This is a genomic window from Desulfosediminicola ganghwensis, assembly GCF_005116675.2.
GTDB classification, from domain to species: Bacteria; Desulfobacterota; Desulfobulbia; order Desulfobulbales; family Desulfocapsaceae; genus Desulfopila; species Desulfopila ganghwensis.
Map to the genome: position 1 here is coordinate 2,262,248 of NZ_CP050699.1, position 13,604 is coordinate 2,275,851.

General features: G+C 50.7%; 6 protein-coding genes. 4 read left to right on the forward strand and 2 right to left on the reverse strand.

What is annotated here, in order from left to right:
* Positions 1-312: 312 nt before the first annotated feature.
* Both FCL45_RS09560 and FCL45_RS09565 read right to left on the reverse strand, forming a co-directional pair.
* Positions 313-1,347, reverse strand: coding sequence for a 2-hydroxyacid dehydrogenase (locus FCL45_RS09560; RefSeq protein ID WP_136798867.1), 1,035 nt, complete (start codon positions 1,345-1,347; stop codon positions 313-315).
* 238 nt (positions 1,348-1,585) lie between these two features.
* Positions 1,586-3,025: a sigma 54-interacting transcriptional regulator gene (locus tag FCL45_RS09565; protein ID WP_136798866.1), complete on the reverse strand. Its 1,440-nt coding sequence runs from the start codon at positions 3,023-3,025 to the stop codon at positions 1,586-1,588.
* Between the two features lie 201 nt (positions 3,026-3,226).
* On the opposite strand from FCL45_RS09565, the gene FCL45_RS09570 reads away from it, so the two are divergent.
* From FCL45_RS09570 to FCL45_RS09585, 4 genes are all read left to right on the forward strand, one after another.
* Positions 3,227-3,994, forward strand: a complete 768-nt coding sequence (locus FCL45_RS09570; protein WP_136798865.1) for a lipase family alpha/beta hydrolase — start codon at positions 3,227-3,229, stop codon at positions 3,992-3,994.
* Between the two features lie 152 nt (positions 3,995-4,146).
* A complete protein-coding gene (locus FCL45_RS09575) occupies positions 4,147-8,061 on the forward strand; it encodes an MFS transporter (protein ID WP_136798864.1) in 3,915 nt (1,304 codons plus the stop codon).
* A gap of 596 nt (positions 8,062-8,657) precedes the next feature.
* Positions 8,658-13,118 (forward strand): FAD-dependent oxidoreductase, encoded by a 4,461-nt coding sequence (locus FCL45_RS09580; RefSeq protein WP_153305562.1) that lies wholly within the window; start codon positions 8,658-8,660, stop codon positions 13,116-13,118.
* Complete coding sequence (locus tag FCL45_RS09585) at positions 13,100-13,567, forward strand: hydrogenase iron-sulfur subunit (protein WP_136798861.1); 468 nt, start codon at positions 13,100-13,102, stop codon at positions 13,565-13,567. Before FCL45_RS09580 ends, FCL45_RS09585 begins: the two co-directional genes overlap by 19 nt.
* Positions 13,568-13,604: the final 37 nt, after the last annotated feature.

The window sequence follows — 13,604 nt, forward strand, 5'->3', positions numbered from 1 at the left end:
AAGAAGGTGGGCCACGGTGTGTTAAAGTGTTTGCTTGTGTTGACCGGCCGGATGCAGCCAACCTTTTGCTGAGCAGGGGGAAGGTGTCGGAAAAAGAGCCGAAAAGGAAAACGCCCGGCGTTCAACCTGGAAGATGAATGGCAGAAGGGGGGGAATCGGTGTTCAGGGGGGGAACGATCCGGTCAATCAGGATAAAAAACCGACTGGAATTCTGTAATTTCTGGTCGGGCAAACAACGTGTTAATATTTAATATTTCTTATTTTACAGGATAAATTAAATGGGGAAGAGGATGCGGAATCATCATCGTTGAATTAATCGTTAATACGTTTGACACCCCAACCTTTAGTGCCATCAACATAGGCCAATTCATTCGTCATAGTTTTTTGATCAACGAATTCCTGAATATTACCTAAGGTGGTTGTGGCAATATTCCCCAATGCATCTTCAGTGAAATACGCCTGGTGGGAGGTGACCAGCACATTTGGGAACATAATCAGCCTGGAAAGTACATCGTCACCAATACCTTTTAAGGAAAAATCTTCGTAGAAATATTCGTTTTCTTCTTCGTAAACATCCAAGGCTGCGCCACCGACTTTACCGGTTTTTAAGGCATCAATAAGATCTAAAGTGTTAATGAGTTTGCCTCGACCGGTGTTGACGATAATTACGTCATCTCTCATTATATTCAGCGTCTCGCGGTTAATCAGGTAATGATTGTCTCTTGTTAACGGACAGTGCAGGGAAATAATATCACTGTTTTTGAAAACGTCTTCCTGAGACATATATTCGAAACCGACTTTTTGGGCGTAGTCATGATCCGGGTACAAGTCATAGGCAATAACTTTACATTTGAATCCCATGAGGATTTCTATGAAAACCCGGGCGATTCTGCCGGTTCCGATGAGACCAACTGTCTTGTTACAAAGATCGTAGCCCAGCAGACCCTGGAGGGCAAAGTTAAGATCGCGTGTACGGTTGTATGCCTTGTGAATCTTCCTGATCAAGGTGAGAATCATCAGGATGGTGAACTCCGCTACGGAATTAGGTGAATATGCAGGCACATGTACTACCTGGAGTTTACCCTGTGCCGCCTCGAAATTGACGTTGTTATATCCTGCACATCTCAAGGCGATAAGTTTAACGCCGAAAGAATACAGTTGGTTGACAACTAATTCTGAAGCATCGTCCGCCACGAAAATACAAACTACGTCAAAACCTTTTGCCAGGACAGCACTTTGCTCTGTGAGACGTTCCTGAAAAAAACGTAATTCAAAGTTGTAATTTTTATTGTGAATTTTAAAGATTCTTTCGTCGTATCCTTTGGAATCAAAAAAAGCAATTTTCATGATGCACCTGATTTAAATCAAATATTACTGAAATTTAGCCTTTTATTTGGATATATTTCACTGTGTTAAAGTCTAATGCACAAGCCGGGTAAGTCAACGTTGTCTCTATGTTTGCATTACGACCAATAAAAGGCGTGTTGTTATATAATTATGTTGTGTTTTGAGCAGGAGTCTCAGGAGAAAATAGAGAGGAGAGAGTAGAGGGGATGGTGTGTCATGTTGCCGTGGCAGAATCGTCTCATGCCGACTCGACATGCTTCTTGACGGTTCTTCGGTCCAGCCTGGTTATGCGGGCTACTGCTTCGTAGGTTCCGTGCTGGCTGTAGAGCCGGGCGCAATATTTGGCCAGTAATTGTTGAGCACTGTAGCCCTCTTCGGCAAGACTGGCGAGATTGTGCTGCAGGGTGGCCTGGTGGGCTGATTTTTGCTGCCAGCTATAGCTCTTGTTGAGCAGCATGCGTCTGGCGCATTGTTCGAGTTCGCGGATGTTGCCCGGCCAGTGATAGTCAGCTGGTAAACTGTCCCTGATTGAACCATGCAGCTGTTCGGTAAGCTCCTCAGAGACACCGCCGATTATGCGTTTTACTACAACGGTAAGCAGTTCCTTCAACTCTTCAGGGTTCTGCATGATTCTGAGTCGAAGGGGCGGGATTTCAATGACATCAGAGCAAAGGCGATAGTAGAAATCGTCCCTGAAGTCACCGCTTTGCCGCAACTTTCTGAGATCCTTGTTGGTAGCTGCGATAATCCTGCCCTGGAACAGTTCTGTATTCCGGCTGCCGACTGGGGTAAATGTTCTGGATTGCAAAACCTGCAGGAGTTTCACCTGTACCGGCACGGTAACATCGCCGATCTCGTCTAAGAAGATCGCACCACACGGGCTGCACCTGGAGAATACTCCATGATGGGACTCTATTGCCCCGGTAAAGGAACCTTTTTTATGGCCGAACAATTCCGATTCAATGAGCTGTTCAGGAAATTGGGAAAGATTTATCGAGGTAAAGGCTTTGGCGAAACTTTCACTGAACGTTCCTGTTTTCGCATTGAAAGGAATAAAGTTGGAGCGACCGATAGCAGTGGCTGAAACGCCTTTGCCTGTGCCGGTCTCTCCAAGGAGCATGGTCGAGAAATCTTCCATGCGATTCCAGAGATAACGATGGTATACCTTTATATCCCCGGTAAAGATGTTACTCCATAACGCGCTGCGAAGTTGCCGCACGCACTCACTGGAGCCGGTTATGGAGCGAATGAAAAAATAGGCCCGGCGCATTTGAAAGGCGAGTTCGAGAAACCTCCCGGCATCCGCATCATTGAAGCCGAATTGACTGAGCATACCGAGAAAACCGTCGGCAAATTTGACCGGGCAGCATTCATCTCCCTGCTTGATCTGGTCCTGAATGTGGGCGTCGATGTCCTCACAGAAGAGGTGAAAAGTGTAGAAGAGCTTGCCGTAACGCAACAGTTCTTTTTGCTCTGAGTCCAGCTGGTGCTGTTGGCACTCGACTTCCTGGATTGTGTTTCCTACTTTTTCTACAAGGCTTTTCAGAATTACCGGTAATGGGGAACCGCTGGTCATGCCGGTTGCCTGCAGGTCGTGTTCAAGCCTTGCCGAACCAAAGGGGTTTGCGAAAATTGCTTCCCTGACTGATGTGAAAAAATCCAGCTCACTGCCCAGCATAACGTTGTCTCCTGTTCATTAATTGTGCGTCAACTATACAAAAAATGAACATTGCTTGCCAGGTGAAAAACGCTGTATATCAAGTGCGCCAAATGAATCCTGCGAAAAGACAGGGGTAAGTGATAAATATATGATATTGGTACGGTTCCTGCTTCCTGGGTTAGCAAATGAGGTTTTTTTGAGAATTCAGGGAGAAAAAATATGACATTTCAAGACGGGGTAAGGACAGAGCAAATGATCTGTTTCAGGATGACACTGCTGGCTACGGCACTGCTGTTCAGCTTTGCCGGAACAGGTTCAGCCGGGGTCACAGAGCAGAACGAGGTAGTGATTCTTCTGCATGGTCTTGGCAGAACTGATAGATCAATGGCAAAGATGGCCGATAAACTCCAAAAGGCTGGCTATGCGGTGGAAAACATAGGGTACCCATCCACTCGATTGTCTATTGGCCAGATCAGCGACCAATACCTGGTGCCGACTGTGCAACGGGCCTCAAAAAAATATGAAAAAATCCACATCGTCAGCCACTCCATGGGTGGCATTGTCATCCGTCAGTATCTCGCTGATAACGGTTCGGACAAGATCCGCAGGGTGGTAATGCTCGCTCCCCCCAATCATGGCAGTGAGGTTATCGATAACCTAAGAAAAATTGGCCTGATGAAGTCCGTGCTTGGGCCGGGTGCCGATCAACTCTCAACTGCTGCTGATTCACTGCCGAATACCTTGCCGCCTCTCAATTGTGAAGACTGCCAGGTGGGCATTATTGCCGGAACGCGTTCGTATAACCCCCTTTTTTCGTACTGGGTTAAGGGCAAAGATGACGGTAAAGTCTCGGTACAGTCTACCACCCTTGAAGGTATGTCGGACCATCTGGTGGTGAAGGCAAATCATTCATTTATCATGCGAAACAAAAATGTTATCGAGCAGACTATCTATTTTCTGAGCGCTGGTCGGTTCAAGGCAGATTGAGCTGGAATTATCATCAGATCCAGATCGTGTCAGCCAAGGTGAACACGTTGGATATTTGATGCAAACCGGCATTTGACTGAAAAAGCTTGAGACACAGAGTTTTGTGAAATTGATTCGATGTTCATGGGAACTGCAGGTTAAAGGAGAACATAATGAGACCAGCTAACAGACAGAAATCACTGCCGGCAATGGCTGCTACGTATTGTCTGGGAGTTTTTAACGATAATTACTTCAAACAGGCTGCAATGCTCCTGGCCGTGGCGGCGGGTGCCAACCAGTTGCAGGGGTGGGCCGCCATTCTCTTTGCTTTGCCCTTCATCCTCTTTTCAGCACACGGGGGCTGGTGCGCTGACAGATTTGCGAAAAAGCGTGTGGTCGTCATGGCCAAGGGGCTTGAAGTGTTGGCGATGATGGTCGGTGCTGTAGGACTGATTACCGGCAGTTGGGCCTGCATTCTTATGATGGTTTTTGTGATGGGGCTTCAATCCACCTTTTTCAGCCCATCTCTGAACGGCTCTATCCCGGAGTTGTATCCTGCGGAGTCGGTTCCGCGCATCAACGCAATTATTAAGTTGGCAACCACCGTGGCCATTCTGGCGGGCATCGCTATCGCCGGCATCTCCCTTGATCAGAACTGGATGGATACCGATGCAGCCCCCTTCGGTGTACTCCTGGTGGCGGTGACGTCGGTTCTGGTGGCAGTGACGGGTCTTGTGGCCAGCTTCGGAATTCACAAGTATAAAGGGGCGACAGAGAATTCAGAGGTGCCGTTTCCCTGGTTCGGGCCATACCGCTCGGTCAAAGATCTCATCGATATTTGTCGTGATCGACAGCTGCTGGTGGCTGTAGCTGGTGATGCCTGGTTCTATTTCATCGCCTCCATCGCGGTCCTGGTTATTAATGCAGTTGGAATCCAGCAATTCGGTTTTTCCCAAACCATGACCAGTCTGCTTTCCGTATCCCTGATGCTCGGTGTCTGTGCAGGTTCCTTTCTGGCAGCCCGTCTGACCCGTGTTGATAATTGGTCAGCCTATCTGGTTCCGGCAGTTTTGGGCATTGCAATCGGTTTGATTATGGCCGGCATGACTACCAGTGTGCCGGAGAGTGCCCGTTTCTGGTGGCTGATGTTTGCACTCGGATTCGCAGGTATTGCCGGTGGATTGTTCCTTATCCCGATTACCAGTTTCCTGCAAATTCGACCGGCAGATTCAGACAAGGGCAGGGTACTCGCCGCTGCCGGTTTCACCGCTTTTGTGGCCATTCTGCTCTCTGGCATGCTCTATAATATTTTTGAGTCACTTCTTGCTCCCACCGCTTTCATGCTGGCACTTGGTGTGCTGAGTGTGCTGATGGTTTTTGTCTTCCAGCGGCTGGTGGCAAGCACCGGCAGCACTCCTCGCAGCTTTGTCGGAACCGTACTTCGCACTATGCTGTGTCTGCGCTACAAGATCACTGTGCAGGGACGTGAGGAACTTGTAAAAGCTGCAGAGCATGGTGGAGACCGCCCTCAACCTGGTACGATATTTTTGCCGAATCATCCGGCACTGATCGATCCGGTAATTGTGATGTCCATCCTGCATGACAGGTTTGCACCGCGACCTCTGTCCGATGAAGCGCAGCTTAGAAAACCACTGACAAAACATGCCATGCGTTTTATCGACCCGATCGCTCTTCCCGATATAAAAACCAATGGGCGAGGCAGCAGGGAAGCAGTTCACCAGGCAATAAATGAGGTGGTCGCCTCCCTTAAACGTGGCGAGAATGTACTTTTTTATCCGGCAGGTCGTTTAAACCGAGGACCGCTGGAAGATCTGGGCGCAAATTCGGGTCTTGAGTTTATCCTGCGTAATGTGCCGGGTGTACAAGTGGTTCTGGTACGAACAACAGGTCTCTGGGGGAGCAGTTTCAGCCGGGCTTCAGGCAAATCACCAGCACTTGTTAAGCATTTGAAGCGTTATCTGACAGCGCTCCTGGCCAATGGACTCTTTTTCGGGCCGAAACGAGAGGTTCGTGTCGAGTTCAGACGGGATGACCTGGTGCAGGAGCTCGGTGAGAGAAACAGCATCAACAGGTATCTGGAGGAATTCTACAACGAAACTCCCCAGGCTAATATCAGTGTACCCTATTTCTGGTGGCAGGGAACAAAGCAGGTAGAGCTGCCCGAAGAAATAAAAAATACTGCTGAACAGGATCTTGCCGCAGTGCCAGTCTCACTGCAGCAACAGGTCAAGGCAAAAGTTGCCGAGCTTGCCGGTGTCGAAATAGACGCGCTCGGCCCCAATCTGCGGCTGGCCAACGACCTGGGCCTTGACAGCCTCACCATTATGGAGATCGCCACCTGGCTGGAGAGCGAGTTTGGTACCAGGATTGATGATCTGGCAGTGTTGGACAGTGTTGAAGACTGTATTATGGCTGCGGCCGGTCAGCTATATCACTCTGAAGCGGTACAGCATGAACCGCCGCCGAAGAAGTGGTTTAAAGAGGATGCAGAGATTCTCAAGGTGAGCGGTGCGCAGACTCTCACAGGGGCATTTCTGGATAAGGCGCTGGCAAATCCGGGAAAAGTAATTCTGGCTGATCGTATTGCCGGAGTAAAAACCTACCGGGATATCCTTACAGCTGTCTTTATCCTGCAGCCTGTTTTAAAAGAGCTCAAAGGGCAACGGGTCGGCGTAATGTTGCCCGCCTCGGTCTCAAGCTCAATCGTTTACCTGGCCTTGCTATTTGCCGGTAAGACGCCGGTTATGTTCAACTGGACCTCTGGCCGGGTAAATATGCAACATGGGATAGAGGAGACTGGTGTCAACTATATCCTGTCAGCCACTCCGCTCTGTTCCCGCCTGGAAGAGCAGGGGCTTGATCTCGCCACGTTACCGGTAAAGTGGTTGCAGCTTGATCAGGTGCTGCCAAATCTTGGTAAAAAGGCAAAACTGCTTGGGGTTGCCAAATCGTACCTGTTGCCGCTATTTGCCGGAAAATTGCGAAGAGCAGAGGTGGGAGAGAACGCCGCCATCCTTTTCACAAGTGGTTCAGAGTCGAGGCCCAAATCCGTACCTTTGAGCCACGAGAATATTCTCACCAACCTGCGAGACCTGTCCGGTGTGCTTGAGCTTACCGGCGAACACAAATTACTGGGCATGCTGCCTCCATTTCACTCGCTCGGCCTGGTGGGTAATATTGTGCTGCCGCTGACCATGGGAATCCGCACAGTCTATCATGCCAACCCGACTGAACCGGTGATTATGGCGGATATCATCGACCAGTATAAAGTTTCCCTGGCCCTTTCAACTCCGACCTTCTTAAACGGAATTCTCCAGGCGGGTGAACCAGCCCAGCTGGAAAGTCTGCGACTGGCGTTTACCGGTGCGGAGAAATGCCCTGAACATGTGCGACGGAATTTATATGAAATGGTGCCTGAGGCGGAACTCTGCGAGGGGTATGGTATTACCGAATGCTCTCCTCTGGTGAGTTTGAACCTGCCGGGAGAGTCGCAGGCAGGGACTATAGGCCGGGTGCTACCTTCGGTGGAATTTGCCGTTGTCGACGAGGCTCAGACCAGAGAAGTGGAACCTGGAGAACGTGGGCAGTTATTGGTCAAAGGGCCATCCATCTTCAATGGCTATTTGAATAATGATAACCTGAAGGGGTTTTGTGAGTTTGATAATTCAATCTGGTATCAGACCGGTGATTTTGTGTCGGTGAATGAAGATGGTCACCTGGTCTTCAAGGGGCGCAAAAAACGCTTTGTGAAGCTGGCCGGTGAGATGATATCCCTGCCTGCAATTGAAACGACACTCTTTGAGATGATTACGGCAATAGATGAGCTTGATGGTCTACTTGAGAATTCAGGCCCGAGACTTGCTGTAGAAGCAACTACAGGTGATGGCCATCCTGAGATAGTACTGTTTACCACGGTTGGTTTAAAACGCCAGAAGGTGAATGCGTATCTCAAGCAGCAAGGGTTTTCTGCACTGCATAATATCCGGCGCCTGATTGAAATTGATGAAATCCCGGTACTGGGAACAGGAAAAACCGATTACACCAGATTACGTAGTTCACTCGCTTGATTGGTCGCATATTCAACTCCTGAGCTTTGAAGTCCAGGAGTTGAATATGTCAGGCAACATTCAAAATCTCTTTCCTGCTGGATTCTCCTCTTCGTCTGCCGACCTGGCAGGCTGACAAATACCCCTGTTTGCACATTCCGTATAAAACCCACCGGCCAGTCTGGAGGTAGCGAGAATACCATTAACATTGCAAGCGTCTGGTTGCTTTTCTGCCATAATCAAATTTGCTTGTCTGGTGGGTAGAATTGAATTGATATATGCTTCAAGTAATCAAGATGTCAGGAAAATTATGACCCACAAGTGTCACATTTCTGGACCATATGCCTTATATTGTGTATTTATATTGATATAACGCAAATTTATAGATACTATCAGTCGTTAGCGGGTTTGTGTTGTGGACGGGCCGGTTCCCACCTGTACAAGGTGGTGCCGCTATCATTTATCAATTGCTGTAATACCAGACAGCTATATTAACAGAGAGGAGGTCTTCAGCGTCTATCAGCGAAAATCGATGGTTTTCTCCGATAGATACCAACACTTAAAGCAATATTGCAGAGGTATACGAACACTTAACCATCAGCACTTAAGGAGTCATCATGGTATTTGAGACGCGCGAGAAGAGTGGATCGGTTATGGTTGTAGGAGCAGGAATTTCAGGGATGCAGGCATCGCTCGATTTGGCTGAGTCCGGCTATTACGTTTACCTTGTAGAAAAATCTGCCGCCATCGGCGGAGTAATGTCACAGCTCGACAAAACCTTTCCGACCAACGATTGTGCAATGTGAGTAATTTCACCAAAACTGGTCGAGGTCGGCCGGCATCTGAATATTGAACTGTTGACGAATACAGAGATTCTGGAGCTTGAAGGCGAGCCCGGAAACTTCACCGCGAAAATTCACCAATCACCAAGATTTGTAGACCTGACAAAATGCACCAGCTGCGGCGAATGCGCCAAAGTCTGTCCGGTCTCCCGCCCCAACGAGTACAACGAGAAGCTCGACTTTCGTAAAGCAATTTATAAGCAATATCCCCAAGCCATTCCAGGCGGTTACGGCATCAATAAGGAAGGAACAGCCCCCTGTAAGGCTACCTGCCCTGCCCATGTCTCCATTCAGGGGTTCGTAGCACTCATCAACGAAGGAAAGTACGACGAAGCGCTCAAACTTTTCAAGCAGGATCATCCTTTCCCCGGCATCTGTGGCCGTGTATGTCACCACCCTTGTGAGAGTGAGTGTACCCGCACCCAGGTGGACCAGGCGCTGAACGTTCGGGAATTACACCGGTTCCTGGGCGATTATGAAAGAGAGAAGGGCGAGTTTTATATGCCTGAGATCGAGGCGGAGAAACGCGATGAGAAGATCGCGGTCATTGGTTCCGGCCCAGCCGGCGTGACCGCGGCGTATGAGTTATTGCAGCAGGGGTATCAGGTAACCATCTTTGAAAAGCAGGAGGAACCTGGCGGCATGATGCGTTACGGCATCCCGGAATACCGGTTGCCGCGCGATATCCTGGCTGGCGAAATCGAGGTCGTTCAGAATATGGGCGCCGAGATCAGGTGCGGGGTCAATTTCGGCACCCATGTGACCTTGGAGAGCCTCAAAATGGATGGCTACTCTGCCGTGTTTCTGGCAATTGGTCTGCATGCCGGGCGAAATCTGGGCATCGAAAACGAAGAAATGACAGGCGTTTTGCAAGGTGTCGATTTCTTGCGCGATGCGGCCAGCGGCAAAAAAGTCGAGGTCGGCAAAGAGGTCGTTGTGGTGGGCGGCGGTAACGTGGCCGTGGATGTGGCCCAGACCGCCAAGCGTCTTGGCGCCGAGAACGTGACCCTTATCTGCCTTGAGCGCAGGGAAGAGATGCCTGCCTGGGAGTATGAGATAATCGAGGCGCTGGAAGATGACATCAAGATCGTCAACAGCTTCGGTCCCCGCAATTTCCATATAGATAAAACCACTCAAAAGGTCTCCGGCATCGAGTTCAAGAGCTGTAAATCTGTCTTTGATGAGAGCGGCCGTTTCAACCCGGAATATGACGAGAGTGTCTGTGAGATATTCAACTGTGATACGGTAATCGTGGCCATCGGCCAGGCCACCGACCTGAACGGCATCAAGGAGCAGGGGATCGCAATTTCGCGACCAGGCGGCCTGGAAGCCGACCCGGTCACCCTGCAGACCCCGATCGACTGGGTCTTTGCCGGTGGCGATGCTTTCTACGGCCCGAAATCGGTGGTGGACGCGGTGGCATGCGGTAAGGAAGCGGCCATCTCCATCCATCGCTATATCAACGATATGGACCTGCGCGAAGACCGCGACAAGGTGTGGGAATATGTACGACCCGCTATCGAAGGGGAAGGAATCATCGAGCGGATCAAGGCCAGGCATCTCGACCCGGAAGTCAGGGCTGGGAATTTTCTGGAAGTTGCCAGCGGCTACAACGAAGAGCAGGCACGTCTGGAATCAGCCAGGTGCATGAGTTGCGGTATCTGTTCTGAGTGTTACCAGTGTCTCGATGCGTGTCTGGCCGGGGCCATCGACCATGAGATGCTGCCGGTTGACAAGGATCTTACCGTCGGTTCAGTAGTGCTTGCTACCGGTGCCAAACCCTACGATCCAAGCCCCCTCTCTGAGCTGTACCTGTATAAACAGAATCCCAACGTACTTACCAGTCTGGAATTTGAACGGCTGCTCTCTTCAGGTGGACCGACCATGGGACATCTGGTACGGCCATCTGATCATAAGGAACCGAAGAAAGTCGCCTGGCTGCAGTGTATCGGCTCGCGGGATAATAACAAGTGCGGCAACAGCTACTGCTCTTCCGTCTGCTGCATGTATGCCATGAAAGATGCGATGATCGCCAAGGAGCACGCCAGCGAAGACCTTGACGCTGCCATCTTCTATATGGATATTCGCTCGTACGGCAAAGATTACGAGATGTACTACGACCGGGCCCGTGACCGGGAGGGTATCCGTTTCGTCAAGGCCAGGGTTCATTCGGTGGTCGAGAACAAGGAGAACAAAAACCTTATCCTCCGTTTTGCCGACGAGAATGGCCTGATTCTGGAAGAAGAGTTCGATATGCTGGTACTCTCGGTGGGGCTTGAGGTCTCTAAGGAAACACTGGAACTGGCGGATAAGCTCGGTATTGAGGTCAATAAAAATAATTTCCTCAAGAGCGATCCATTTAATCCGCTGGAAGCTACCAGAAAAGGTATCTTTGCCTGCGGCACCTTCCAGGGACCAAAGGATATTCCGTCTTCGGTTACCGAAGCAAGTGCGGCCGCTGGTCTTGCCGGTTGTCTGATCGCCGAGGCCCGCGGAACTGATACCAAGGTGCTGGAGGTCCCGGAAGAGATCGATATCAGTGGCCAGGAACCACGGGTCGGCGTATTTGTCTGCAACTGCGGCTCGAATATTGCGGGCGTAGTCGATGTGCCGGCAGTTCAGGATTATTCAGCGACACTGCCCGGCGTGGTCTTCACAGACAACAACCTCTTCACCTGCAGTCAGGATACCCAGGCCAAGATCAAGGATAAGATCCTGGAAGAAGGGTTGAACCGGGTGGTTGTGGCCTCATGTAGCCCCAAGACCCATGCACCGATGTTCATGGAGACCCTGGAGGCCTGCGGTTTGAATCGCTATCTATTTGAGATGGCCAATATCCGCAACCAGGATTCCTGGGTCCATACCAATAATCCGGAACTTGCCACCGAAAAGGCAAAAGACCTGGTGCGCATGGCTGTGGCCCGCGCTGTTACGTTGCAACCGCTGCACGGTAAAGTTATCCCCGTGAACAAGCATGCTCTGGTGGTCGGTGGCGGTATCGCCGGCATGAACGCGGCGCTGGATCTGTCACGGCAGGGGTTTGAATCCACCCTGATCGAAAAGCAGTGCGAGCTGGGCGGCATGGGCAAGAAGCTGCACCACACCATCGAAGGTGCAGATATTAGAAACTATGTGGATAAGCTATCCAGCCAGGTTGTGGCGGATGAAAAGATCACCGTGCTCACCGAGTCGGAGATTGTTGCATTTGAGGGCTTTCAGGGCAACTTCAAGACCGCTGTCAGTGCCGGCGGCCGGGAGGCGCAGCAGATTGAACATGGTGTGATCATCGTTGCCACAGGTGCGGGCGAGAACACGCCAACAGAGCACCTCTACGGTGAAGACGACCGAGTGCTCACTCAGAGCCAGCTGAGCGACAGGCTGGCGGATAAAGGGGCTGCAGATCTTGACACCGTGGTAATGATCCAGTGTGTCGGTTCACGTAACGAAGAGCGGCCCAATTGTTCGCGGATCTGTTGTCAGGCCGCGATCAAAAATGCCCTGGATATCAAAAAGAAGAGCCCGGATACCCAGGTCTATATCCTCTATCGCGACATGCGTATGTACGGTCAGATGGAAGACTATTACACCGAGGCCAGGCAGCAGGGTGTGCTTTTCGTACGCTACACCAAGGACAAGCTTCCGGTTACCGTTTCTTCAGATGAAGGCGTGCTGATAACGGTGAAAGATCATGTGCTGCAAAGGGATATCGAGATCTGTGCCGACGTGCTGGCCCTGTCGGCAGGGGTGCTGCCCAATATCTCGGATGAGCTGGTGAACAGGATGAAGCTCAACACCAACCCTGAAGGCTATTTCCTTGAAGCGCATGTCAAACTGCGCCCGGTGGATATGGGTAGTGACGCAGTCTTCTTATGTGGCACGGCCCATAGCCCGCAGCTGATTTCGGAGGCAATCGTCCAGGCGAATGCTGCGGCATCGAGGGCGGTCACCTTCCTTTCCAAGGATGAGATCAAACTTTCGGCAATCAAGGCCGAGGTCTTCCCTGAAAATTGCGTCAAGTGTCTCACCTGTGTTCGGTCCTGTCCGTTTGAGGTACCAACGTTCAATTCTATAAAGGGCGAGATTGAGATCGATCCGGCACTCTGCCAGGGATGCGGTGTATGTGCCTGCGTCTGCCCGAGACAGACCATCAACCTCAATAACTACAAAGACGACCAGATAACCTGTGAGGTCGAAACTCTGCTGGCTGAGGAGCTGAAATGGACGATATCAAATTAAACATTGTAGCGTTTTGTTGCGATTATTGAGGGTACTCTGCAGCGGACCTGGCAGGTTCGATGAGGCTGACATACCCAACCAATATCAAGATCATCCGTGTTCCCTGCACCGGCAAGGTGGATGTGACCTATCTGCTCAAGTGCTTCCAGCAAGGTGCCGACGGCGTTTTTTGCGTTGGCTGCCTTGAAGGCAACTGTCACTACAACGAGGGCAATCTCAGATGCCGGGAGCGGGTCGAGTATATCCATGAGCTGCTGGAAGAAATCGGAATCGAGGGCGAACGGGTCAGGATGTATAATCTCTCTTCCGGTGAAGGACCGACCTTTGCCAGGTATGCCGAGGAGATGACCGAACACATCCGCGCTCTCGGGCCCAATCCATTGCGGGACAAACCCAGAAAAGCGGCTGAACCCGTGTTGGACGGGGAAAGTGCCGGGACTCTGAATTAGCAGATTTGGAAAGGATACGTCGAAAATAGCGGCACCT

Coding starts and splice junctions, on each gene's coding strand:
- FCL45_RS09560 (WP_136798867.1), bottom strand. CDS start 1,347: ATGAAAATTGCTTTTTTTGATTCCAAAGGATACGACGAAAGAATCTTT.
- FCL45_RS09565 (WP_136798866.1), bottom strand. CDS start 3,025: ATGCTGGGCAGTGAGCTGGATTTTTTCACATCAGTCAGGGAAGCAATT.
- FCL45_RS09570 (WP_136798865.1), top strand. CDS start 3,227: ATGACATTTCAAGACGGGGTAAGGACAGAGCAAATGATCTGTTTCAGG.
- FCL45_RS09575 (WP_136798864.1), top strand. CDS start 4,147: ATGAGACCAGCTAACAGACAGAAATCACTGCCGGCAATGGCTGCTACG.